Raw genomic sequence first — 22,647 nt, 5'->3', positions numbered from 1 at the left:
TCACTCATGCGGGAAGGCTACTTCGCGGTGTGCAAGTTGCAGCCGACAGGCACAATTGCGTCATGAGTGACGCGGATGGGTCGTCGAAGGGTCTGCCGCGGCGAGCAGCGACACGGACGGCGAAGCTGGCCGCGCTGCCGATGGGGTACGCCGGGCGCAAGGCGCTCGGGCTCGGGAAGCGGATCGGGGGCAAGCCCGCCGAGGCGGTGCTGGCCGATGTGCACCAGCGTACGGCCGACCAGCTGTTCCGCACCCTGGGCGAGCTCAAGGGCGGCGCGATGAAGTTCGGGCAGATGCTCTCGGTGATGGAGGCGGCGCTGCCGGAGTCGCAGGCGGCCCACTACCGCGCCCAGCTCACCCGGCTCCAGGACTCCGCTCCGCCGATGCCGACCGGGATCGTACGCGGCCTGCTGGCCCGCGACCTCGGACCTGATTGGTCCGAGCAGCTGGTCGAGCTCTCCGACGAGCCGGCCGCTTCGGCCTCGATCGGGCAGGTCCACCGCGGCCGGTGGGCCGACGGGCGCGACGTCGCGGTGAAGGTGCAGTACCCGGGTGCCGACGAGGCGCTGCGCGCCGACCTGCGCCAGATCGGCCGGGTCGCGGCGATCGGCAACGCGGTGGTTCCCGGGATGGACGTCAAGGCACTGGTCGCGGAGCTGCAGGAGCGGGTGGTCGAGGAGCTCGACTACCCGAAGGAGGCCGAGGCCCAGCACGTCTTCGCGGTGGCGTACGCCGACCATCCCCTCATCGACGTCCCCGACGTCGTCGCCGTGGGACCTTCGGTGCTCGTCACCGAGTGGGTGGAGTCGGAGGGCTCGATCGCGAAGGTGATCGCCGAGGGCACTCCCGAGGAACGCGACCACTACGGCGAGCTGCTCGCCCGGTTCTGGTTCTCCGCACCCGGGTTGACCGGGATGCTCCACGCCGACCCGCACCCGGGCAACTTCCGGGTCCTTCCCGACGGCCGCATGGCCGTGCTCGACTTCGGGCTCGCCGCGCGACTCCCGGAACGGGGCTTCCCCGAGCCGATGGGGCGGCTGATCCGGATCGCCGCGACCGGCGACGCCGATGCACTGGTCGCGGGCCTGCGCGACGTGGGCTTCATCCGCGAGGGGATCAAGGTCGAGCCGCAGCACGTGCTCGACTACCTGGCGCCGTTCGTGACCCCGGCGCTGGAGGAGCGCTTCCGGTTCACCCGGGAGTGGATGCGGGAGGAGTTCAAGCGGATCAACGATCCCAAGGATCCCGCCTACACCGTCGGCCTCAAGCTCAACCTGCCGCCGTCCTACCTGCTCATCCACCGGGTCTGGCTCGGTGGTCTCGGGGTGCTGGCGCAGCTCAACGCGGAGGCGCCGTTCCGGGAGATCCTCGAGGAGTATCTGCCCGGGTTCGCGGGCTGAGGGTCCACCGCGTCAGGGCAGCACGGTCTGCCCGACCGGGCCGGGGTTGTAGGCGATCTCCCAGCGGACGCCGTCGGGGTCCGCGAAGTAGCCGGTGTAGCCGCCCCAGACCCGCTCCTCGGCGGCCGGAGCCTCGCACCCGAGCGACCGGGCGACCTCCAGGACTGCGTCGACCTCCGCGCGGGTGGCGACGTTGTGGGCGAGAGTGAACGGCGCCAGGCCGTCGCCGCCGGACGCGATCCGGCCGACCTCCTCCTCGAACTCGCGCCGGTCCCACAGCGAGAGGATGACGTGCTCGCCGACGCGAATCATGAGCACGCCCTCGGCCTCCATCTCGGGGGTCCAGCCGAGGCCGTCGACATAGAACGACCGGCTCGCCGCCACGTCGGCGACGGCCAGGGTGACGAAGCTGATGCGCTGGTCCATGACAGTCACCCTGCCACGGACCAGCGGGAGTGTCAGTCGCCCTTGGCCGGGCCCGGCTTCTCACGCAGGACGTCGCGACGAGCGCGATACTCGTTCTCGTCGATCTCGCCGGCGGCGTACCTCTCGGCCAAGCGTGCCTCACCCGCGCGCCGCGGCGCCTCGGCCACCCGCTTGCGGTTGTAGAGGACGACCGCGGTGATGATCGCTGCGATCACCAGGAACCACAGGATCGGGAAGATCGGCCAGAACGCCGGCGGCCCTCCCCCGTCCTGCCATGGTCCGTTCTCGCGCCACGGACCCCAGTGGTCGTCGGCCACCACGGTGGCCACCGTCTCGTTGATGCTCATTGCTCGTGTCCAATCTGTCGGGCTTGCCTATGCCCTCAGACTGCTGCCCACGAGCCGCCGGCACATCGGCTCAGGAGCGGGGGCCGCGTACGCAATCGTGCGTACGCAGCCGGCTGAGCTGGCGCCCCTGCTCATCGAAGTTCGCCGGATCCAGCCAGCGCTCGTGGCTCTCCCGGACCTCGGGCCACTCCTCCGCGGTCACCGAGAACCAGTCGGTGTCCCGGTTGCGGCCCTTGACGACCATGTGGTTGCGGAATCGGCCCTCATAGCTGAACCCGAGCCGCTCCGCAGCCCGCCGGGACGGCTCGTTGAGCGAGTCGAGCTTCCACTCGAAGCGCCGGTAGCCCAGCGTGTCGAACGCGTGCCGCATGAGCAGGTGGATCGCCTCGGTCGCCGCCCTGGTACGAGCCAGCGCGGAGCCGAAGAGCACCCCGCCCACCTCGATGCTCCCGTTCCTCGGGTTGATCGCGTGGTAGCCCGCTACCCCGCTCGCCCGGCCCTCCCGCTCCCCGTCCTTCGGGATGAACGCGAACGGCACGACGTCGGCCGCGTCGACCAGACCCGCCAGGTGCATCCACAGATCCTGCAGCGAGGTCGGCATCGTGATCGGCCGGTAGGTCCACAGGTCGGCGTCCTCGGGGCCGCAGACCGCGGCGTAGAGGTCCGAGTACTGCGCCGAGGAGAGCGGCGCGACCCGGACGTAGCTCCCCTCGAGGGTCACCGGCTCGGGCCACGGCCGCGTCTCCCAGCTCTCGACGACATCACCCACGGGATACAAGAAGTTCGTCACGGTCGTCATTCTCGCCGACCGTCGCGAGCGAGCGCCGGGCGCCGCCGAGGGCGAGCATCCCGACCAGGCAGCCCAGGAGCAGGATCCCGGCGAGGACCATCACGGACTCCACCGCGAACCTGTCCGCGAGCGGCCCGAAGACGATCATCGAGACGGGCATCGCCACCGACATCACGATCCCGTAGAACCCGAACACCCGGCCGCGCATCGCGTCCTCGACCTGCTCCTGCAGGACGGTCGCCGCGGGGACCAGCAGCGTCTGGAAGAGGATGCAGATCACCAGGCCGGCGACCGAGAACACCCAGAAGTCGCCCGAGACACCCAGCCCGACGACGAGCACCCCGACACCGACCGAGGCCGCCACCATCAGCCGCACCCGTCGCTTCGCCCGAGGCCCGAAGACGGCCATCAGCGCGCCGCCGAGGACCATCCCGACGCTCCAGAACAGCTCGTTGACGCTCAGCATCCAGACCTCGTCGCCGAAGCTGCGCGTGATCATCAGCGGCGTGAGGTGCGCCGGCGCGCCGGCCATGAACATGACGACGGCCACGAGCCCCATCACCCAGCGCACCGAGGGGTTCCCCTTGACGTACCGGACACCGGCGAGGAGGTCGCCGAAGTAGCTGATCGGTTCCATCGAACGAACCGTGCGCGCCACCGGGACCAGAAGCAGCAGGAGTACGCCGGCCACGGCCGTCACCACATCGATGAAGAAGACCGCGACGATGCCGGTGCTCGCGTAGACCGCGGCCGCCACTGCGGGCGCGAACAGCATCATCCCCGACTGGATCGTCTGCTGCGCCCCGTTGACCCGCATCAGATGCTCGGCCGGGACGATCTGCGGGAGCATGGCGTTGGCCGCAGGCCCCTGGATCCCGGCCAGCGCCGAGCGGACCGCCATCGCGACGAAGATCATCCACAGGTCGCCGACCCCGCTCAGCATCAGCAGCGCGAGCACCAGGGTCGCCACCGCGATCGCCGAGTCGGCGCCGATGATCAACAGCTTGCGCGAGTGCCGGTCGGCCCAGACACCGCCGAAGACCGACACCACCGCCTGCGGCAGCATCCCGGCCGCCACGCTCAGGGTCAGCACCGCGGCCGACCCGGTCTCGACGGTGAGATGCCACATCACCGCGTACCCGACGATCATCGACCCCAACGACGACACCGTCTGGCCGCCGAGGAACACCAGCAGGTTCCGCTTCCATCGATCCGACTTCTGATCCGACATCGCAACCACTCCCACACCCCGGTGGGCCGCCCGTTGTGGGGCCCCTCACCCCTCCCACGAACGAAGCCACCCGAATCCGACAGGTTGTGAAGCTGAGCGTGGCCTATAGGTCACTCTCAGCTTCACAACCTGCGTCGGCTACTCCAGCGCCGGGTCGAAGTCGTAGGCCGGCAGGCCGTCCAGGCTGGTCAGGTTCTTGGTGCGTCGATAGTCGGCCGATCCGTCGATCCCCTTGCGCTCGAAGTACGGCCCGAGCAGCTCACGCTCGCCGACGTACGACATCAGCGGCACGGCGAAGCCACAGGAGTCGGAGACCCGCTCGATGTCCACGACGACGACCGCGCGGGCACCGGGAAGGTCCGTGAAGCGGCTGGCGAGCTCGGCGTACTCCTCCTCGTAGCGGGTCACCACCCGGCCGCGCCCATGGAAGCGGACGATGTTCGGCGCCCCGTCGAAGGCACAGAACATCACGGTGATCCGGCCGTTCTCACGCAGGTGCGCGATCGTCTCGCTGCCGCTCCCGGTGCCGTCGAGCCACGCGAAGGTGAGCTCGTCGAGCATCCCGAAGGTGCCCGGGATACCGCGCGGCGACAGGTTGACATGGCCCTCGCCGGAGAGCGGTGCGGTGGCTACGAAGAAGACGACCTGGCGATCGACGAACTCCCGCAGCCGACCCTCGACGCGGGCATGAACCTTTCCCATGCCCGGTTACTCGGGCACGCTGCGGTAGGCGCCGTCGGAGGCCGAGGTGGCCATCGAGGCGTAGGCCCGCAGGGCCGCGGAGACCTTACGGTCGCGGTTGGCCGGGGTGTAGGGCTTGTCCCGCTTCTCCTGGACGGCTCGGCGCTGGTCGAGGACGAGGTCGTCGACGTCGAGGGCGATCGAGCGGTTCGGGATGTCGATGGAGATCTGGTCGCCGTCCTCGATCAGGGCGATCAGGCCGCCTCCGGCCGCCTCCGGGGAGACGTGGCCAATCGAGAGGCCGCTGGTGCCGCCGGAGAAGCGGCCGTCGGTGATCAGCGCGCACTTCTGGCCCAGACCACGGCCCTTGAGGAACGAGGTCGGGTAGAGCATCTCCTGCATGCCCGGCCCACCCTTCGGGCCCTCGTAGCGGATCACCACGACGTGGCCGGCCTCGACCTTCTTGGCGAGGATGCCGTCGACCGCGTCGTCCTGGGACTCGAAGACGATCGCGGTGCCGGTGAAGGTCAGGCACTCGTCAGGGACTCCGGCGGTCTTCACGACACAGCCCTCGGGGGCGAGGTTGCCCGACAGGATCGCCAGCCCGCCGTCTTCCGAGTAGGCGTGAGCAAAGTCGCGGATGCAGCCCTCGGCGGCGTCGGTGTCCAGGCTGGCCCAGAGGTTCTCGGTGGAGAACGCCTCGGTCGTACGCACCCCACCCGGTGCGGCGAGGAAGAGGTCGAGCGCCTCCTGGCTGGGGTTCTCGGCGCGGATGTCCCAGCTGCCCAGCCACTCGTCCATGGTGTCGGAGTGGATGGTGTGGACGTCCTCGTTGAGCGCGCCACCGCGGCGCAGCTCGCCGAGCAGAGCGGGGATGCCGCCGGCGCGGTGGACGTCCTCCATGTGGTACTTCGGGCTGTTGGGGGCGACCTTGCTGAGGCACGGCACCCGACGCGAGATCGCGTCGATGTCGTGCACGTTGAAGTCGAGCTCGGCCTCGCGCGCGGCCGCGAGCAGGTGCAGCACGGTGTTGGTCGAGCCGCCCATGGCGACGTCGAGGGCGACCGCGTTCTCGAAGGCGCTGCGGCTGGCGATGTTCCGTGGCAGGACGGACTCGTCGCCCTCCTCGTAGTAGCGGCGGCACAGCTCCACGATGGTGCGGCCGGCCTCCTCGAAGAGTGCGCGGCGCTTGGCGTGGGTGGCCAGGGTCGATCCGTTGCCGGGCAGGCTGAGACCGATGGCCTCGGTGAGGCAGTTCATCGAGTTGGCGGTGAACATGCCGCTGCAGGAGCCGCAGGTCGGGCAGGCGGCACGCTCGATGACGTCGAGCTGCTCGTCACTGACCGCCTCGTTGACCGAGAGCACCATCGCGTCGACCAGGTCGAGCTTGTCATGCACGATCCCCTCGATGGCGGTCGTCTTGCCGGCCTCCATCGGGCCGCCGGAGACGAAGACCACCGGGATGTTGAGCCGCAGGCTGGCCAGCAGCATGCCGGGGGTGATCTTGTCGCAGTTGGAGATGCACACGATCGCGTCGGCGCGGTGCGCCTCGACCATGTATTCCACCGCGTCCGCGATCAGCTCTCGGCTCGGCAGCGAGTAGAGCATCCCGGCGTGGCCCATCGCGATGCCGTCGTCGACGGCGATCGTGTTGAACTCCTTGGCTACTCCCCCGGCCTCCTGGATCTTCTCGGCGACGATCTTGCCGAGGTCACGGAGGTGGACATGGCCGGGCACGAACTCGGTGAACGAGTTGGCGATCGCGATGATCGGCTTGCCGAAGTCGTCATCGGTCATGCCGGTCGCGCGCCAGAGTGCGCGAGCACCCGCCATGTTGCGGCCCGAGGTCGAGGTTGCGGAGCGAAGAGTGGGCATGCCAGAAGGCTAGACCCGTCGGCGTAGGTCTTTGCACACAGCGCCGAACGGCGGACGTCAGGCGAGCCAGGCAAGCATGATCCGGCCGGTGCGAACGAGCTGGGCCGGGTCGACGACGTCGGGTGTGTCGGCGGGTGAGTGGTAGGCGGCGTATGGAGTCGAACCGAGGCGCACGCCGGGCAGGCCCGCCCGCACGAAGGACCAGTGGTCGCTGGAACGGTTGGGGGTCTGGGAGCAGCCGGTGGTCGGCACCTTCGCGCGCCTTGCCGCCGCTCGGAGGCTCGCCAGGGTGCGGTCGAGTCCTGGGCGTGCGCCGCACGCCGGGACAGCCTCCCCTACGCCGACCCGGTCCAGTGACACCATGCCGGCCAGCGACCTGCGCTCGACGGGCGTGAGGGACGCAACATACGCGCGAGAGCCGTAGTGGTGGTCGTCGTCGGTCTCGCCTCGCGGCTCCTCGGAGCCGAAGACGACCAACCGCACCGGCACCCTCGTCGACCGTCCTGCGGCCGTCTCGGCGATCGCCAGCAGCACAGCCACGCCGGACGCGTTGTCCTCCGCACCCGGTGCCTGCGGGACGGTGTCGAGATGGGCACCGACCAGGAGCCACGGCTGCCCGGGGCGTACGTCTCCTCTGGCGGCGACCAGGTTGACCGACTCCCCCGCGCTGACCGGGATGCCCCACGAGACTCCAGCAGGCGTCTGGAACCGCTGTCGTTGCACCTGCCAGCCGAACCCTTCCAGCTGTCCCTCGACCCAGGCTGCGGCTCGATGGTAAGCGGGCGACGTCCCGGGTCTCGGGCCGATCTCCCCCGCCAGATGGCGTACGGCGTCGGTCGCTGTCCCGACGCGTAGCTGCTCGGGCGTCAATGGCGGGGCGGCCTGGGTCCCGCTCGGGGTGGGCGAGGGCTTGGACGCGGTGGCCGGCGCGGTCGCGGTGGTTGCCGGAGAGGTCTCGGGGGTCGGTGGCGCCTCACCGCACCCGGTGAGGACGAGCAGGGACCCGGCCGCGAACGCGATGCGACGGATCATGGCCTCGCCTGCCCAAGGATCCGGGCCGCCTCACGACCGCCCACCACGCGTGGAGCAAACGTCTCGGGATCCATCCGGTAGGGCACGAGGTTCAGATCCTCCAGCATGGCGCCGCGGAAGGTCGCCTCGAGAACGACGCCCTCCATCGTCTGGGACATGAAGTCCATGTCGAAGACGAAGTTTCCGAGCGAGTGGATGACCGGTACGCCGCCGACCCGCTCGAGCGGCTGGACCCAGTGCGGGTGGCCGCCGGCGACAAGATCCGCCCCGGCAGCGACGAGACGACGGGCGACATGGCGCTGGATTGCCTCGGGGCGATGGGTGTACTGCGTACCCCAGTGCGGCAGCACCACCACGACGTCGGCAACCTTCTCGGCGGCTCGGACCTCCCGCTCGACCCGGCGCAGGTCGGCATCGACGAGAGGACCCGTACGTGGCGGCATCCGCACCGAGAAGGCGCCCGGGTCGCTCCTCTTCGCCCGGGGCGTCTCGCCGATCGCGTTGAACCCCAGGAACGCGAAGGTGATCCCGGCTCTCTCCACCACGGCCGGCCGGGCAGCCGCGTCGAGATCCCGCCCTGCCCCGAACGGCATGATCCCCGCCCCCGATAACGCCCCGACCGTCTGCGTCAGCGCCCGGTCGCCGAAGTCACCTGTGTGGTTGTTCGCCAACGAGATCGCATCGAAACCAGCCTCCCGCAGAGGCCGCAGCACCTCCGGCCCAGCACCGAAGGAATCCCCACCCTGAGTCGGACTCCCTGCTTTCGACAACGTCGACTCGAGATTGCCTACGGTGATGTCAGCGCCTGCCAAGCGCGCCTGCATCGGAGCCAGCGCCGCCGCCGCATCGGGCACCCCGCGGGTCAGCATCAGATCCCCGACGACGGTCAGCCGCACTCGCGGCTCTGCAGCAAAGGTGGGCGCCGGAACCGACGAGGGCGAAGGAGGGGCCTGCGTCGTTGAGGACCCGACTGGTGTGCCGGCGCCACAGGCGGACAGCGCGCATACGAGCACGGCGGTGAGCCAGTGGCATCCCATACATCCAGCATGCCCCCAGACCAAGGATCCTGTGCAGCCTCGACCGGCCGCATCGAGGACGGCAACACGCTAGGGATCCGTGCGCCTCAGATCTTCGCGGCCCTGACCACCATCACATCGGGGATGTCGCGGAGGATCTCGCGCCAGGTCTCGCCGGCGTCGGCGGAGGCCCAGACGGAGCCGTTGCGGGCGCCGAAGTAGACACCGGCCACCTCGTGGTCGTCGGCGCACATCGCGTCGCGCATGACCCCGACGTAGAAGTGGTCGGGCAGGCCCTTGTCGAGCGCCTCCCAGTGGTCACCGGCGTCACGCGAGCGCCACACGATCGGCTTGGCCTCCGGCGGGTAGCGGGACTCGCCGGCACCGATCGGGAAGGTGAAGATCGTGTCGGGCTCCTGCGGGTGGACGACCATCGCGAAGCCGAAGTCGGTGGGCAGGCCGTCGGCGATCGACTTCCAGGAGACGCCCTCGTCGTCGGAGCGGTAGACGCCGCCGTGGTTCTGCAGGAAGAGCCGCTCGGGGCGGGAGGCGTGACGGGCGACCTTGTGGACGCACTGGCCGAACTCGGGATACTGCTGCCCCTCGGGCAGGAAGACGGCGATGATGCCGTTGTTGCGCGCCTCCCAGGTCTCGCCACCGTCCGAGGTCTGGTAGACGCCGCCGGTCGAGATCGCCGCGGTCACCGAGTCAGGATCGGTCGGGTGCGGCAGGATCGTGTGGAACGCCTGCCCGCCGAACCCCTCGTTCCACTCGGTGCGGTGCGGGTGGTCCCACAGCCCGCGCACCAGCTCGAAGGACGCGCCGGCGTCGCGTGAGCGGAAGATCGCGCCGGGCTCGACGCCGGCCCAGATCGTGCCCTCCGGTAGCCCCGGCTGGAGCTGCCAGACCCGAGCCAGGCTCGCGTCGACGTCCTCGGGGAACGACATCGAGGTCTCGGTCCAGGTCTCGCCACCGTCGGCGGAGGCGCGCACCAGCGCACCCAGCCATAGCGAGGAGCATCCGGCAAGGACTCGCCCGGTCCCGGGCTCGATCATGGCGGAGTAGATCTCCTCCATGTCATGGTGCGGACCGGTGAAATCCCAGTCCTGCCGGGCGTCGTCCGAGCGCCCTATCCACAGACCCTTCCGGGTCCCGACCAGCAGCTGCGTACCCATGCACTCCAGCATCCACCCGGTCGTCGTCTGTGGCCAGGAGATTTCGGCGACAGGACGTCGAGGGAAAACATCGCGCGTCGGGGGCACCGGGCGGGCCCGGGTTCTTCGGCCTGAGCTGCCCAGCCCCTAGCCTGAAGTCATGACCAGACCTGTTGCCTGGGAGACGTTCACCGCGATCCTCTTCGACCTGGACGGCGTGATCACGCCGACCGCGGTCGTGCACATGCGTGCCTGGGAGGAGATGTTCAACGCCTACCTGCAGGAGAAGACCCCGGGGGCGCCGGCCTACACCGACCAGGACTACTTCGCGTACGTCGACGGCAAGCCGCGCTACGACGGCGTCCGTGACTTCCTCGCCTCCCGCGACATCACGCTTCCCGAGGGCACCCCGGACGACGCGCCCGAGCTCGAGACCGTGTGTGGACTCGGCAACCGGAAGAACAACGCCTTCAACCTGGTGCTCGAGCGCGACGGCGTCGAGGCCTATCCGGGTTCGGTGCGGTTCCTGGACCATCTCGCCACGCTCGACGTCCGGCTCGGGGTGGTGTCGTCGTCGGTCAACGCGCCGACCGTGCTGAAGGCGGCCGGGCTGCTGGACCGGTTCGAGACGGTCGTGTCGGGCGCCGTCGCAGATGAGCTCGGCCTGCCCGGCAAGCCTGCACCGGACACGTTCGTCTACGCCGGTAAGGTCCTCGGAGCCACCCCGAGCGAAGCCGTCGTCCTCGAGGACGCCGTCTCCGGGGTGCGCGCCGGCAAGGCAGGCGATTTCGGGCTGGTCGTCGGGGTGGATCGTGGCGCCGGCCACGACACCCTCACGGCCGCCGGCGCCGGTCTTGTCGTTTCCGATCTCGACGAACTCGTCCCTGCTCAAGGAGCACAGCAGTGAGAACCAACGTCGGCCCGAACCCCCTGGACCGGGCCCGTTACCCCATCGACCCGTGGCGGCTGGTGGAGACCAGCTACTCCCCCGACGACCTCGGCCTGACCGAGACGATCTTCAGCGTCGCCAACGGCTATCTCGGCATGCGCGGCACTCCCGAGGAGGGTCGCCCGACCTACGCGCACGGCACCTTCATCAACGGGTTCCACGAGACCTGGCCGATCCGCCATGCCGAGAACGCCTACGGCTTCGCCAAGACCGGCCAGACCATCGTCAACGCCCCCGACGCCAAGATCATGAAGATCTACGTCGACGACGAACCCCTGACCTTCGGCACCTCCGACCTGGAGGAGTACGAGCGGGTGCTCGACTTCCGCGAGGGTGTGCTGCGCCGGCACCTGGTGTGGCGTACGCCTTCGGGCAAGCGGGTCGCGATCAAGTCGACCCGGATGGTGTCGATGACGCAGCGGCACCTCTCGATCCAGACCCTGGAGATCACGATGCTCAGCGGCGCGGCGCCGATCGTGATCTCCTCCCAGCTGCTCAACCGGCAAGACGGCAAGGACGAGTACCACGTGCCGTCGGCGGCGCTGGGCGAGGGCATGGACCCGCGCAAGGCCTCCGCCTTCGACACCCGGGTCCTGCTCCCGCAGATGTCGGTCGCCGACGAGGAGCAGATGACCCTCGGCTACCGGTGCGCCAACTCGGGGATGACGATCGCGGTCAGCGCCGCCCACCAGATCGACACGCCGGACCCGGTCGAGACCGTCGTCCGTGCCGAGGACGACCTGGCCAAGACGGTCTTCAGGGTCGACGCGACCGAGGGCAGCACGCTGCGGGTGCAGAAGACGGTCACGTACCACACCTCCCGCGGGGTGCCGGTGCGCGAGCTGGCAGATCGCTGCGGACGTACGCTCGACCGGGCGATCCGGCTGGGCGTCGGCCACTTCGAGCGCGACCAGCGCAACTGGTACGACGAGTTCTGGTCCGCCGCCGACGTCGAGATCTCCGCCGCCGCAGAAGACGACGCCGAGGACATCGCCGCGGCCCAGCAGGCGATCCGGTTCAACCTGTTCTCGCTGGCCCAGGCGACGGCGCGCACCGACGGGCTCGGCGTCCCCGCGAAGGGCGTCACGGGCTCCGGCTACGAGGGGCACTACTTCTGGGACACGGAGTGCTACGTCGTCCCGTTCCTCTGCTACACCCAGCCCGAGGTCGCCCGCAACGTGATGCACGCCCGCTCGGTGATGCTTCCCGCGGCCAGGCAGCGGGCGCTGGAGATGGCCGCGAAGGGTGCGCTGTTCGCCTGGCGCACCATCAACGGGCAGGAGGCCTCGGCCTACTACGCCGCCGGCACCGCGCAGGTGCACATCGATGCCGACATCGCCTTCGCGCTGATGAAGTACGTCTACGCGACCGGTGACATCGGCTATCTCATCCGTGAGGGCGTCGACATCCTGGTCGAGACCTCGCGGATGTGGGCCGATCTCGGCTTCTGGCGCCACAACGGCGAGCCGTCCTTCCACATCCACGGGGTGACCGGGCCGGACGAATACACCACGGTGGTCAACAACAACCTGTTCACCAACGTGATGGCCCGCTACAACCTGGAGAAGGCCGTCGAGACCATCGAGATGCTCCGGGCGGACTACCCGCGCGAGTATGCGCAGGTCATGGGCCGGCTCGACATCTCCCCCGACGAGGTCGACGAGTGGGGTCGCTGCGCCGCCGCGATGCACATCCCCTACGAGGAGGGGCTCGGCATCCACCCGCAGGACGACAACTTCCTCGACCGCGAGGTGTGGGACCTGCCCAACACCCCCGACGACGTACGTCCCCTGCTGCTGCACTACCACCCGCTGGTGATCTACCGGTTCCAGGTGCTCAAGCAGACCGACGTGGTGCTCGCCCTCTTCCAGCAGGGCAACCGGTTCACCCCCGAGGAGAAGCGGGCCGACTTCGAGTACTACGACCCGATCACCACCGGCGACTCGACGCTGTCGGCGGTCGTGCAGTCGATCGTGGCGGCCGAGGTGGGCTACCAGGACGACGCGCTGCGCTACTTCTACGACGCGCTCTACGTCGACCTCCACAACATGCACGGCAACACCGTCGACGGGATGCACATCGCCTCCACCGGGGGTGTGTGGGGCGGGCTCGCGTTCGGCTTCGGCGGGATGCGCGACTACGACGGCAAGCTCTCCTTCGACCCGCGCCTGCCGGTGGAGTGGGGCTCGCTGGTCTTCCGGGTGCAGTGGCACTCGACCCGGATGCAGGTCGCCGTCACCCGGGACCAGATCGTGTTCACCGTCGTGGACACCCCGGGCGAGGAGTTCGACATCCCGATCAGCGTCCGCGGGGAGGAGTTCGTGGTCTCGAAGGGATCGCCGGTCATCGTGCCGCTCGCCGACCAGGGACCGCGGATCGGCGCCCACATCGACGAGGAGCCGCACCGCGGCATCCGCCCCGACGGATCGCGGATCACCGCCACCGTGCCCCCGCCGATCCCGCCGGAGATCTACGAGCAGGACCACACCGAGCACGCCACGATCCCGAACGACTCCGTGCGCGGGTCCGAGCGGCTCGCTGAGGAGGCCAACAAGGCCACCAACCTGTCCAACGTCTCGCAGACGGACTCGGCGCACTAGCGGGTCTTTACGTGGTTCTAGACTGACCGGGTGGTCATAGCTTCCTCTTTCCGGGCGAGGCTGGCCCACCCGGTCGTTCTGGTTCTGATCGGGATCGCGTCGGTGCAGGTCGGCGCGACCTTCGCGAAGTCGCTCTTCGACGAGGTCACCCCGACGGCCATGGTGTGGCTGCGGCTGACGCTGTCCGCGCTGATCCTGCTGGCGATCACCCGGCCCAGGGTTCGCGGTCTCTCGCGCCGCGACTGGCTGGTCGTGGTCGCCTTCGGGGCCTCGCTCGGGCTGATGAACTGGGCCATCTACCAGTCCTTCGCCCGGCTCCCGATCGGGATCGCGGTCACCATTGAATTCATCGGTCCGCTCACGATCGCGCTGGTCACATCGCGTCGGGCCCGCGACCTGGTCTGGGTAGCGCTGGCAGCAGCGGGGGTCGTGCTGCTCGGTCTCGAGCCCGGCCGGATCTCGGTCGTGGGCGTGCTCTTCGCGCTGCTCGCAGGGGTCTGCTGGGCTGCGTACATCGTGCTGTCGAAGGCGACCGGCGCCCGCTGGGAGGGGCTCGACGGGCTCGCCCTGGCCTCCACCGTCGCGGCGGTGGCCCTGACACCTGCGGCGATGGCGTACGCGGACGGGCTCGGCTCTCCGCACGTGTGGCTGGTCGGGCTGATCGTGGGCCTGATGTCGTCGGTGATCCCCTACTCCCTCGATCTCGTCGCCCTGCGTTCGATCAAGTCGGGGCTCTACGCGATCCTGATGTCGCTGGAGCCGGCCGCCGGCGCTCTGGCCGCGATCCTGATCCTCCACGAGGGACTCTCGGTCCTGCAGTGGCTGGCGATCGCCTGCGTCGTGGTGGCCTCCGCGGGAGCGACCCGCACCGGGAAGCCCGAGCATCACGTGCCGGCGGAGTCGACCCCGGTGTAGTGGGGCGTTTCACACAAGCGACATCGGAACGTCACTGACTCCGAACGTCGGGGTCACTACAGTTTGGTGACAACTCCCCCTCCGCCGCCCGGTCCGCCGCCTGTCCTTGGAGTTGCTCCGTTGTCGACCATCACCGCACCCGTACACACCCCTGCCGTCGCCCAGGTGGCCGCCCTCCTCGCCGCACGCACCGCGGGGCGAATGGTCGGCCCGTTCCTACGACCGATCCAGCTGCTGCTCGCCTGGCCGGTGACCTCCCAGCTCGTCGCCCGGCACAACGCCAAGGCCGCCGAGGAGGCCATCCTGCTGCGGCGTGCCGAGCGTGAGGACGTACAGAACTATCTCCAGCTGCTCGCTTCGGAGAGAATGTCGGCATGAGTGTTCCGCGGGCGATGGCCGAGTCGACGGTCGCGTTCCGTGACGTGCTCTCCGACGACGGCACCTTGATCCGTGCCTGGACCAACGACCCCGAGGGCGTGATCGAGGGGCCGACGGTGCTGCTGTGCAACGGCCTCGGCACCAGCCCGTGGAACTGGCCGGCGCTGCTGCACACCTCGTGCGGCGTACGCGTCGTCTCCTGGCAACACCGTGGCACCTCCGGTTCGGCGCGGCCGAAGGACCCGGAGCAGACCACCTCGAGGCACTTCGCGGAGGACGCGCTGTCAGTGATGGACGCCTTCGCGCTCTCCCGGCCGGTCGTGATGGGCTGGTCGATCGGGGTCAACACCGCGTTCGAGCTGGCCGCGGACCATCCCGAGCGGGTCTCCGGCGTCTTCGGTGTCGCCGGGGTGCCCGGTGACACGTTCAAGTCGATGCTGGGACCGCTACGGCTGCCGGCCCCTGCAGCCGCGATCGTGACCCGCACGGCCTCGAGGGTGCTGCGTCGCACCGGCTCCCTGATCACTCCCCTGGCTGCGCGCCTGGACCTCGGTCCGCGGGCGATCGAGGTGTTCTCCAAGGCCGGCCTGATCGGCAAGGTCCCGGATCCCGAGCTCGCCGCGGCGGCGCTGGCCGAGTTCCTGACCACCCCGGTCGAGTGGTACTTCCACCTCGCGCTGCGCACCTCGCAGCGCCGTTCGGTCTCGCTGCGCCGGATCAAGGTGCCGGTCGTGCTGGTCGCGGGCACCCGCGACCTCATCGCAGGTTCGCGCCACATGTCGCGGGTCGCCGCCGGAGTCAAGAACGGCACCTACGTCGAGCTCGAGGGCACCCACTTCGTACAGATGGAGCAGCCCGACCGGGTCCACCAGCTGCTGCTCGCCTTTCTCGCCCGGGTCGCCGAGCACCGGCGCGTGTGATCTAGCCGGTGGTCGAGCCTGTCGAGCGCACGACCCCGGTGACCGTGGCCCGACGGGCGACGCGGCGCAGGGTGGCGAGCACGGCGGGCCCGAGCAGGGCGATGGCGACCGCGGTGGTGATCGCGCGCACGGTGTCCCAGCTGCTGGTCGAGGTCACCAGGGTGTAGCGCAGGAACGTCGCCAGGTTCTCGCTGAACTCGGCACCCGGCTCGTAGGAGAGGTTGCCGCTCGCGCCGGGCACCGTGACGCCGGTGAGCAGCGGCCAGCCCTGCAGGTTGAGGAGGAGCCCGTAGGCGTACGAGGCGAAGACCCCGTACGCCGCCAGCAACCCGATCTCCCGGCGGCCGCTCGCCCGCGGCAGGAGTCCGGCCCCCATCGCCACCCAGGCGGCGCCGATCATCTGGTAGGGCAGCCACGGTCCGACGCCGGCGGTCACGAGCGCGGCGACGAACAGGCTGGTGCAGCCGAGGACGAACCCGAAGGCCGGACCGAAGACCCGGCCGCCGAGGATGAGCATGAAGAAGACCAGCTCCACCCCGCCGGTGCCGGCGGAGACGGCGCGCAGGACGGCCTCGATCGCGCTGAGCACGCCGAGGACCGCGATCATCCGGGTGTCGATCCCGCCCGTGGAGAGCTCGCTCAGCAGCACCACCAGCATCAGCGGCAGAAGCGCGAGGAAGATGAACGGCGGCTGCACCCGGTCGTAGCCGTGGAGCAGCAGCGGCCACCCGAACATCATCAGCCCGGCCACGGAGATGATCGCGAGCAGGACCGCCGTGCGGGGCGAGAACCTGATCATCCCTCGCCCACCGCCTCGACGATCTCGCGTACGGTCAGCCGGCCCGGGCCGAAGACCTTGCTCACCTGGGGCGCGAACGCGGGCGACTCGGCCGTGACGGTGCGTACGTCACCGGCGGAGACCACCTCGCCGTCGGCGAGCACCACCACGTCGTCGGCGGCCTCGGCGACGAACTCGACGTCGTGGGTCGCCACCAGGACCGTCTTACCGGCTCCGGTGAGGTCGCGAAGGATCTCCGAGAGGGCCTGCTTGGCGGTGTAGTCGAGGCCGCGGGTGGGCTCGTCGAGGAGCACGACCGGAGGGTCGGCGCTGAGGATCAGCGACAGTGCCAGCGCCAGGCGCTGGCCCTCGGAGAGGTCGCGCGGGTGCTGGTCGTCGGGGATGCCAGGGACGAGGCTGTCCAGGATCTCCCGGGTCCGTGGGCCACCGGCGTCGCACTCCTCGGCCACCGTCTCCAGGTAGAGCAGATCGGCCGCGGTCTGCGGCAGCAGCCCGACGAGGGCGCGCCGCCGTTCCGGGTCGAGGGCCGCCGGATCCTTGCCGGCCACGGCGACCGACCCGGCCAGCCGTTTCTGGGTCCCCTGCAGCGTCCACAGCAGCGTCGACTTGCCCGACCCGTTGCGTCCCATCAGCGCCGTCACCCGCCCCGCGGGCAGCTCGATCGAGACGTCGTGCAGGACCGGCGTACGTCCTCGGGTGACGGTGAGTGCGCTGGTCGAGCCGCCGGCTCCGCTGGGCGGTGGGGGCGTGTCGAGACCAACACGGTCAGCAAGCGCCACACCTCTCGCCTTCCGCTTGGCGTCCCGCACGGTCAGCGGCAGCGGCGACCAGCCGAGCTCGCGGCCGAGCTCGACGAGCGGCGGCACGATGGGTGAGGTCTCCAGGACCTCGGCAGGGTCGCCGACGGCGACGGAGCCGTCGCCGACGAGGAGCGCGATGCGGTCGGCGAAGGGTACGACCCGCTCGAGGCGGTGCTCGGCGAGCACGACGGAGGTGCCGAGGTCGTGCACCAGCCGGGTGATGGTGGCGAGCACGTCCTCGGCGGCGGTGGGGTCGAGGGCGGAGGTCGGCTCGTCGAGCACGACGACGCGGGGGTGGGTGGTGAGCACCGAGCCGATCGCGACGCGCTGCTGCTGCCCTCCCGAGAGCTCCCGCAGCGACCGCTGCCGGAGCTCGGCGATGCCGAGCAGGTCGAGGGTCTCCTCCACCCGGCGCCGCATGGTCGCCGGCGCGAGGCCGAGCTGCTCCATCCCGTAGGCGAGCTCCTCCTCGACCGTGTCGGTCACGAACCCGGCCACCGGGTCCTGCCCGACGTAGCCGATGATCCCGGCGCGCTCGCGCGGCGGGCTGTGGACGATCGAGGCCCCGTCCAGCAGGACGTCACCGTCGAGCACGCCGCCGGAGAAGCGCGGCACCAGGCCGGCGAGCACACCGAGCAGCGTCGACTTCCCCGAGCCGGTCGGACCGGAGACGAGCAGCAGCTCGCCCTCCTCGATGGTGAGGTCGACGTCCTTGAGCACGTGCTCGGAGGAGTCCGGCGGGGTGAACGTGATGCCTCGCAGGTCGATCATGCGACTGCCTCCTCGTGGACGAGCGATGATGCCGGTGGCGGGGCGGCGACGGCCGGGACCAGCCCGACGAGCACACCCAGCATGGCGCTCAGCGTGACGGGCGGCACGGTGCTCACTCCTGGGAAGGCGACCGGGACCTGATCACGGGCGATCCACCAGCCCACGGCGCCGACCACGATCCCGCTCGTCGCCACCACGACCTCCGGCCAGCGCCATCGGTCGGGCCGGTAGACGGTCCGCGTCACCCGGCGGCCGGCGAGCGCCAGCCCTCCGGCCGCGGTGCCGACGCCCAGGCTCAGCATGGTGACGGCCAACCACCCGGGCGTGGTGCCGTCCAGCACCGCGTAGACACCGGCGCAGAGCCCGACGAGCGAGACCAGCATGAGCACCGAGGTGATCCGCCGGGTGGCGACCGGGACGCCGGCCGTACGCCCGTAGCCGCGCGTGTCCATCCCCGCCGCCAGCGCCATCGACCGCTCAAGGGCGTCCTCGAGCACCGGCACCAGGAAGCGCCGCAGCCGCTTGACCTTCCCGGTCGCACCGGCGCGCAGCCGTTGCGCGGCACGCACCCGCTGCACCGACTCGGCCAGCTGCGGCAGCACCGTCACGGCGACCACGACAGCGGTGCCGACCTCGTAGAGCGCCGGCGGAAGCGAGCGCAGCAGCCGCTTCGGGTTCGCCAGTGCGTTGGCCGCGCCGACGCAGATCACGATGACACCCAGCCGCATCCCGTCGTAGAGGCCGGCCAGCAGCGCTTCCCGGGTGAGCGGCCCGAGCAGCCGGATCCCCAGCACCCACTCCGGGAGGGGGATCTCGGGAAAGTCGATGAGCACGTGACCCGGCACGGCGCCCAGAAGCACCCGGAAGAGCACCCGGGTCACGACGATGAACACCGCGAGGCCGACGTAGAGCCGGAACGCCTTCGCCCACGGCTGCTCACCGCGGCGCGCAGCGACCACGACCGACACGACCCCCACCACGAGCAGGAGCAGCAACGGATTGGTGGTGAAGGAGGCGTACGCAGCCATGCCGATCGCCCACACCCACCAGGCGACGGGGTGCAGATCACGGGGCAGGCGGGCGACCGCAGCCTCACGGAAGAGCTCGCTCATCGTCGTCGCCACCACACGACTCCGGCGACGGTGAAGAGCGCGAGGATCCCCGCGGGTGCGACCCAGGCGGGCAGATGCTCGGCCCCCGAGGCCGGATCTGTCGATTCCTCCGGAAATAACTCCGGCGACGGGCTTGAGGGCGCCCCCACAGCATCCCCAAGCTCCGTCGCCGGAGCGGTAACGACATCGTCGTCTATCCACGTGAACGCAACACCCTGCCCGGAGGTCACGCTGATTTCGGTAACATTTCTGGAGGCGTAGCTCCAGGCCCCCGAATCGTCGGTGATCCACAGCGACCAGTACGCGTCGGCAGGCGGCATCTGGGCGCAACCGGCGGTTTTCGGTCGCTCGTCGACGCGACATACGACGCTGGGCATCGAGGTCACATAGGTGAGTGGGTGTCCGGCCTTCTCGAAGAGGTCGGCGCCGGTGTCGCCCTCCCCGGGCTGGACACAGGTCACCTCGGGGTCGCCGCCCAGCGCGTTGGGCTCGACGACGACGGTGACGCCGTCGCACCCCTCGGAGACGGCGACAGCGGCAGCGGATGCGGAGACGGGCGTGAGGACGGGTGCGGTGGCCCCGGCAAGGATCGCCAGGGCCACCAACGAGGACCGCAGGATCAGCACGAGCTCTTCGCGGTCGCGTCCTTGGGCAGGAAGACCAGCGACGGCAGCGCCTGAGCGGCCGCGAGGCGATACATCCCCTCGGACTCCTTGGTCAGCCCCTTGGTGTTGCCCTCGGTCAGAGCGGCATCGTCGTAGGCCACCGCGCCGGCGTCGTCGCCACAGGTCACGACGTGGTCGGCGACCCAGGTCGCGGCCTTCTCCGCGGCCTCGGTCTCACCGGCGCGCCCGAACGCCCACCCGGCCAGGCCGGTGGTGTTGGAGTTGGCGATGTTGCCGGTGGCGGCCTTGAACGAGCCGTCCTTCGCCTGGGTCTCCTTGAGCCACTCCACGCCTGACTCGACGGCCTTCTCCGCCTCCGGCGATGCCACACCGGACAGGGCGATCAGCGCGAACGCGGTGGCGTCGGCGTCCGGGACGGCCTTCGGGTCGGCGTCGCAGGTCTGGTCGGCGGCGGTGGGGTCGGCAGCGAAAGTGACCCGGAACCACCCCTCCTCGCACTGCTGCCCGGCCAGGAACTCCGTCGCGGCCGCGGCCTTCTTGCTCTCGGCGTTGTTCAGCGCCCACACGGCGTACGACTGTCCGATGGTGTTGGAGTAGTCGGCCGCCTCCTTGTTCTTGGGGTCGAGCTTGTCGGCGATGCGGCCGTTGGCGGCGACCGTGCCCTCGAGCTGCTTCAGCAGATCGGGGTCGGAGGCGTCCACGTTCTGCTGGAGGACCAGCGCCTTCGCGGTGGCCCCCGCCGAGGTGACGGTGCCGAATCCGGGCGAGGTGTAGGCCTTCTTGTTGTCCATCACGGCCGAGGCGATCGTGGAGAGCTCCTCGTCGTAGCCGCCGACCTCTGCCAGCGCGATCCCGATGTCGGCGCTGAGCCCGAAGTCGTCGGTGCCGTACTGCGCGTTGTGGGCAACACCCTCCGGCGCCTGGGCCACGAGCCAGTCGGCCACCGAGGTCGACACCTTGGCGTCGTAGGTGGACTTCTCCCCCTCCTCGATGGCTTTCTCGCCACAGCCGGCGAGCGAGGTGAGGGCGAGGGCGGCGGCGATGCCACCGAGGACGGTCTTCTTCATGGTTCCTTCCGCGCTGTTCGTCGGGAAGGCCCAGGGCCGACCCGCTGCTTTCCACGACAGCGTCAGGTCAGTACGCGTCCGTCGGCAGGTGCTCCGGCTCGCCCAGGACACTCTCGGTGCTCGGGCCTACGGTTGCGGGTCAGCGCCGGGATTCGACCGGCTTCCCCCACCACGGCGTGTGTTGATTGAGTGGCATCATCTTATGCCTGGCAGGGGCCGCTTGCGGGATCGCCGATGAGCAGTCACTCTGTCCCCATGCGCCACAGGATTCTCGGCCTTGTCGCAGCGTCGATCTCGGCCACCCTTCTCGCTGTCCCCGTATCCCCGAGCGCTGGTGCAGCACCGGCGCGGACATCGGTCACGTATGCCGATCTGGTCGCCATGTTCGGCGAGAAGGTCGGCGACCGACGGACCGTCGAGACCGGGCTGCCGAGCCTCAACCGCGCCATGGCCGACGCTGACATCACCAGCGCCTACCGCCAGGCCGCGTATCTGACCACCCTCGCCAACGAGAGCTCCTTCCACCACGACGCCAAGGGCCCCCACGACAAGCGGAAGTACGCCGGCCGCGGCTACATCCAGCTGACCGGCGAGGCCAACTACTCCGATGCCGGCGCCTACTTCGACATCGACCTGCGCCGCCGCCCCGAGCTCGCCCGCTCGCTTGACTACAGCGCGCCGATCTCGCGGTGGTACTGGACCGTCGCCCGCGACATCAACCCGCTCGCCGACGCTCTCGACATGGGCGCGGTCAACGCGGCGATCGGCTACCCGCGCAACAAGGAGGAGGACACCGAGCGCTGCCGCGACTTCAAGGCCGCGCTGAAGCACCTCAACGGGTCGGTGCCCCAGGGGATCGATTGCACCCGCCCGAAGCCGAAGAAGGCAACCGACCGGGACCGCGCCGCGGACGCGGCCTAGCAGACGTACGTCACTTCTTCGTGCGCTTGTCGCTGACCGCGATCGCCGAGGTGCCCTCGTCCTTGAGCTCGAACAGGTCGATCGCCTTGATCAGCTTGGTCCAGGTGGCGTACCCGTAGTTGCGCGGGTCCTCGGAGGACTGGTTGCGGATGCGCGAGACGACCGTTCCGACCAGGGCCCAGCCGTCGTCGTCGGCGGCCGCGGCGATGGAGTTGCGCAGCAGCTGGATCAGCCGGGCGTTGCGCTTCAGCAGCTGCCCCGAGGTCGCCGAGGACGGCTTGCGGGCAGGCGTGGCGCCGGCCTCGGCGTCGGCGTCGGTCTCCTCCTCGGAGCCGCCGAGCTTCTCCACCACGGTGAACCGGGTGCAGGCGCTCTTGAACGGCGCCGGCGTCTTCTCCCGGCCGTAGCCGTAGACCGCGCGCCCCTTCTCCCGCAGGTAGTGCACCAGCGGCGTGAAGTCGGAGTCGGAGGAGACCAGCGCGAACGCGTCCGGGATCGCCGCGTGCAGCAGCTCGACGGCGTCGATCGCGAGCGCCATGTCGGAGGCGTTCTTGTGCGCGGTCAGGTCGAACTGCTGCATCGGCCGGATCGCGGCATCGTGCAGCTCCTCGATCCAGCCCTTGAGCTCGGACTTGGTCCAGTTGCCGTAGGCCCGCCGGATCGTCACCTCGCCGTACTCGGCCAGGTCGTTCAGGATCGCGTCGATCTTGGACGCGGGGGCATTGTCGGCGTCGATCAGCAGGGCGATGCGGAAGGGCTCGGTCACGCGGACAGTCTGGCAGGTCGAGTTGTGGGGGGGGGTGTTTACGGTGTGTGAGCAACCAGGTCGCATAGACT

22 protein-coding genes and 1 riboswitch are annotated in these 22,647 nt (G+C 69.9%); of the genes, 7 read left to right on the top strand and 15 right to left on the bottom strand.

The window, feature by feature from the left end; genetic code table 11:
• Nucleotides 1–62: 62 nt before the first annotated feature.
• Nucleotides 63–1,400: an ABC1 kinase family protein gene (locus ACFV9G_RS20250; protein WP_378729335.1), complete on the top strand. Its 1,338-nt coding sequence runs from the start codon at nucleotides 63–65 to the stop codon at nucleotides 1,398–1,400.
• 12 nt (nucleotides 1,401–1,412) lie between these two features.
• Here ACFV9G_RS20250 and ACFV9G_RS20245 read toward each other — a convergent pair whose 3' ends face one another.
• From ACFV9G_RS20245 to ACFV9G_RS20205, 9 genes are all read right to left on the bottom strand, one after another.
• Complete coding sequence (locus ACFV9G_RS20245) at nucleotides 1,413–1,826, bottom strand: VOC family protein (RefSeq protein WP_378729334.1); 414 nt, start codon at nucleotides 1,824–1,826, stop codon at nucleotides 1,413–1,415.
• 32 nt (nucleotides 1,827–1,858) lie between these two features.
• The gene (locus tag ACFV9G_RS20240; RefSeq protein ID WP_378729333.1) at nucleotides 1,859–2,173 is read right to left on the bottom strand and encodes an SHOCT domain-containing protein; all 315 of its coding nucleotides are present in this window, start codon (nucleotides 2,171–2,173) and stop codon (nucleotides 1,859–1,861) included.
• A 70-nt stretch (nucleotides 2,174–2,243) separates the two neighbouring features.
• The gene (locus ACFV9G_RS20235) at nucleotides 2,244–2,963 is read right to left on the bottom strand and encodes a GNAT family N-acetyltransferase (RefSeq protein ID WP_378729332.1); all 720 of its coding nucleotides are present in this window, start codon (nucleotides 2,961–2,963) and stop codon (nucleotides 2,244–2,246) included.
• Nucleotides 2,935–4,194 (bottom strand): MFS transporter, encoded by a 1,260-nt coding sequence (locus ACFV9G_RS20230; protein WP_378729331.1) that lies wholly within the window; start codon nucleotides 4,192–4,194, stop codon nucleotides 2,935–2,937. Before ACFV9G_RS20230 ends, ACFV9G_RS20235 begins: the two co-directional genes overlap by 29 nt.
• Nucleotides 4,195–4,332: 138 nt before the next feature.
• Complete coding sequence (locus ACFV9G_RS20225) at nucleotides 4,333–4,896, bottom strand: pyridoxamine 5'-phosphate oxidase family protein (RefSeq protein WP_378729330.1); 564 nt, start codon at nucleotides 4,894–4,896, stop codon at nucleotides 4,333–4,335.
• A 6-nt stretch (nucleotides 4,897–4,902) separates the two neighbouring features.
• Nucleotides 4,903–6,750, bottom strand: coding sequence for a dihydroxy-acid dehydratase (ilvD, locus tag ACFV9G_RS20220; protein ID WP_378729329.1), 1,848 nt, complete (start codon nucleotides 6,748–6,750; stop codon nucleotides 4,903–4,905).
• Between the two features lie 57 nt (nucleotides 6,751–6,807).
• Complete coding sequence (locus ACFV9G_RS20215) at nucleotides 6,808–7,782, bottom strand: M28 family metallopeptidase (RefSeq protein ID WP_378729328.1); 975 nt, start codon at nucleotides 7,780–7,782, stop codon at nucleotides 6,808–6,810.
• Complete coding sequence (locus tag ACFV9G_RS20210; protein ID WP_378729327.1) at nucleotides 7,779–8,819, bottom strand: CapA family protein; 1,041 nt, start codon at nucleotides 8,817–8,819, stop codon at nucleotides 7,779–7,781. The genes ACFV9G_RS20215 and ACFV9G_RS20210 overlap by 4 nt, the downstream gene beginning before the upstream one ends.
• An 86-nt stretch (nucleotides 8,820–8,905) precedes the next feature.
• Nucleotides 8,906–9,973, bottom strand: a complete 1,068-nt coding sequence (locus ACFV9G_RS20205) for a WD40/YVTN/BNR-like repeat-containing protein (RefSeq protein ID WP_378729326.1) — start codon at nucleotides 9,971–9,973, stop codon at nucleotides 8,906–8,908.
• Between the two features lie 139 nt (nucleotides 9,974–10,112).
• Here ACFV9G_RS20205 and ACFV9G_RS20200 point away from each other — a divergent pair, with 139 nt between their 5' ends.
• From ACFV9G_RS20200 to ACFV9G_RS20180, 5 genes are all read left to right on the top strand, one after another.
• A complete protein-coding gene (locus ACFV9G_RS20200; protein ID WP_378729325.1) occupies nucleotides 10,113–10,859 on the top strand; it encodes an HAD family hydrolase in 747 nt (248 codons plus the stop codon).
• A complete protein-coding gene (locus ACFV9G_RS20195; protein WP_378729324.1) occupies nucleotides 10,856–13,501 on the top strand; it encodes a glycoside hydrolase family 65 protein in 2,646 nt (881 codons plus the stop codon). Before ACFV9G_RS20200 ends, ACFV9G_RS20195 begins: the two co-directional genes overlap by 4 nt.
• A 30-nt stretch (nucleotides 13,502–13,531) precedes the next feature.
• Nucleotides 13,532–14,416: a DMT family transporter gene (locus ACFV9G_RS20190; RefSeq protein WP_378729323.1), complete on the top strand. Its 885-nt coding sequence runs from the start codon at nucleotides 13,532–13,534 to the stop codon at nucleotides 14,414–14,416.
• 120 nt (nucleotides 14,417–14,536) lie between these two features.
• Nucleotides 14,537–14,794 carry a hypothetical protein gene (locus ACFV9G_RS20185; protein WP_378729322.1) on the top strand — a complete coding sequence of 86 codons (258 nt, stop codon included), beginning with the start codon at nucleotides 14,537–14,539 and terminating at the stop codon, nucleotides 14,792–14,794.
• Nucleotides 14,791–15,714, top strand: coding sequence for an alpha/beta fold hydrolase (locus tag ACFV9G_RS20180; RefSeq protein ID WP_378729321.1), 924 nt, complete (start codon nucleotides 14,791–14,793; stop codon nucleotides 15,712–15,714). The genes ACFV9G_RS20185 and ACFV9G_RS20180 overlap by 4 nt, the downstream gene beginning before the upstream one ends.
• Before the next feature lies 1 nt (nucleotide 15,715).
• On the opposite strand, the gene ACFV9G_RS20175 is transcribed toward ACFV9G_RS20180, so the two are convergent.
• Genes ACFV9G_RS20175 through ACFV9G_RS20155 form a run of 5 tightly spaced genes read right to left on the bottom strand, consistent with a single transcriptional unit; the run spans nucleotide 15,716 to nucleotide 20,889 of the window.
• Nucleotides 15,716–16,513 (bottom strand): ECF transporter S component, encoded by a 798-nt coding sequence (locus tag ACFV9G_RS20175; protein ID WP_378729320.1) that lies wholly within the window; start codon nucleotides 16,511–16,513, stop codon nucleotides 15,716–15,718.
• A complete protein-coding gene (locus ACFV9G_RS20170) occupies nucleotides 16,510–18,084 on the bottom strand; it encodes an ABC transporter ATP-binding protein (RefSeq protein WP_378729319.1) in 1,575 nt (524 codons plus the stop codon). Before ACFV9G_RS20170 ends, ACFV9G_RS20175 begins: the two co-directional genes overlap by 4 nt.
• Nucleotides 18,081–19,196, bottom strand: coding sequence for a CbiQ family ECF transporter T component (locus tag ACFV9G_RS20165; RefSeq protein ID WP_378729318.1), 1,116 nt, complete (start codon nucleotides 19,194–19,196; stop codon nucleotides 18,081–18,083). The genes ACFV9G_RS20170 and ACFV9G_RS20165 overlap by 4 nt, the downstream gene beginning before the upstream one ends.
• The gene (locus ACFV9G_RS20160) at nucleotides 19,193–19,798 is read right to left on the bottom strand and encodes a hypothetical protein (protein WP_378729317.1); all 606 of its coding nucleotides are present in this window, start codon (nucleotides 19,796–19,798) and stop codon (nucleotides 19,193–19,195) included. Before ACFV9G_RS20160 ends, ACFV9G_RS20165 begins: the two co-directional genes overlap by 4 nt.
• Before the next feature lie 17 nt (nucleotides 19,799–19,815).
• Nucleotides 19,816–20,889: a prenyltransferase/squalene oxidase repeat-containing protein gene (locus ACFV9G_RS20155; protein ID WP_378729316.1), complete on the bottom strand. Its 1,074-nt coding sequence runs from the start codon at nucleotides 20,887–20,889 to the stop codon at nucleotides 19,816–19,818.
• 65 nt (nucleotides 20,890–20,954) lie between these two features.
• Nucleotides 20,955–21,104, bottom strand: a riboswitch (cobalamin riboswitch).
• A gap of 166 nt (nucleotides 21,105–21,270) precedes the next feature.
• On the opposite strand from ACFV9G_RS20155, the gene ACFV9G_RS20150 reads away from it, so the two are divergent.
• Nucleotides 21,271–21,810 (top strand): glycoside hydrolase family 19 protein, encoded by a 540-nt coding sequence (locus ACFV9G_RS20150; protein WP_378729315.1) that lies wholly within the window; start codon nucleotides 21,271–21,273, stop codon nucleotides 21,808–21,810.
• 10 nt (nucleotides 21,811–21,820) lie between these two features.
• Here the strand turns inward: ACFV9G_RS20150 and ACFV9G_RS20145 are convergent, their stop codons facing one another.
• Nucleotides 21,821–22,576: an NYN domain-containing protein gene (locus tag ACFV9G_RS20145; protein WP_378729314.1), complete on the bottom strand. Its 756-nt coding sequence runs from the start codon at nucleotides 22,574–22,576 to the stop codon at nucleotides 21,821–21,823.
• Between the last annotated feature and the right edge of the window lie 71 nt (nucleotides 22,577–22,647).

Source organism: Nocardioides sp. NPDC059952, assembly GCF_042730435.1.
Lineage (GTDB): Bacteria > Actinomycetota > Actinomycetes > Propionibacteriales > Nocardioidaceae > Nocardioides.
The sequence above is the reverse complement of the archived record's forward strand: the minus strand, read 5'-3'. Positions and strand labels throughout refer to the sequence as shown.

Bases quoted from the DNA above. Each gene is read 5' to 3' on its own strand.
- ACFV9G_RS20165 (WP_378729318.1), bottom strand. From the start codon at position 19,196: ATGAGCGAGCTCTTCCGTGAGGCTGCGGTCGCCCGCCTGCCCCGTGAT.
- ACFV9G_RS20200 (WP_378729325.1), top strand. From the start codon at position 10,113: ATGACCAGACCTGTTGCCTGGGAGACGTTCACCGCGATCCTCTTCGAC.
- ACFV9G_RS20175 (WP_378729320.1), bottom strand. From the start codon at position 16,513: ATGATCAGGTTCTCGCCCCGCACGGCGGTCCTGCTCGCGATCATCTCC.
- ACFV9G_RS20230 (WP_378729331.1), bottom strand. From the start codon at position 4,194: ATGTCGGATCAGAAGTCGGATCGATGGAAGCGGAACCTGCTGGTGTTC.
- ACFV9G_RS20250 (WP_378729335.1), top strand. From the start codon at position 63: ATGAGTGACGCGGATGGGTCGTCGAAGGGTCTGCCGCGGCGAGCAGCG.
- ACFV9G_RS20150 (WP_378729315.1), top strand. From the start codon at position 21,271: ATGTTCGGCGAGAAGGTCGGCGACCGACGGACCGTCGAGACCGGGCTG.
- ACFV9G_RS20215 (WP_378729328.1), bottom strand. From the start codon at position 7,782: ATGATCCGTCGCATCGCGTTCGCGGCCGGGTCCCTGCTCGTCCTCACC.
- ACFV9G_RS20170 (WP_378729319.1), bottom strand. From the start codon at position 18,084: ATGATCGACCTGCGAGGCATCACGTTCACCCCGCCGGACTCCTCCGAG.
- ACFV9G_RS20205 (WP_378729326.1), bottom strand. From the start codon at position 9,973: ATGGGTACGCAGCTGCTGGTCGGGACCCGGAAGGGTCTGTGGATAGGG.
- ACFV9G_RS20245 (WP_378729334.1), bottom strand. From the start codon at position 1,826: ATGGACCAGCGCATCAGCTTCGTCACCCTGGCCGTCGCCGACGTGGCG.
- ACFV9G_RS20240 (WP_378729333.1), bottom strand. From the start codon at position 2,173: ATGAGCATCAACGAGACGGTGGCCACCGTGGTGGCCGACGACCACTGG.
- ACFV9G_RS20225 (WP_378729330.1), bottom strand. From the start codon at position 4,896: ATGGGAAAGGTTCATGCCCGCGTCGAGGGTCGGCTGCGGGAGTTCGTC.
- ACFV9G_RS20155 (WP_378729316.1), bottom strand. From the start codon at position 20,889: ATGAAGAAGACCGTCCTCGGTGGCATCGCCGCCGCCCTCGCCCTCACC.
- ACFV9G_RS20180 (WP_378729321.1), top strand. From the start codon at position 14,791: ATGAGTGTTCCGCGGGCGATGGCCGAGTCGACGGTCGCGTTCCGTGAC.
- ilvD (WP_378729329.1), bottom strand. From the start codon at position 6,750: ATGCCCACTCTTCGCTCCGCAACCTCGACCTCGGGCCGCAACATGGCG.
- ACFV9G_RS20210 (WP_378729327.1), bottom strand. From the start codon at position 8,819: ATGGGATGCCACTGGCTCACCGCCGTGCTCGTATGCGCGCTGTCCGCC.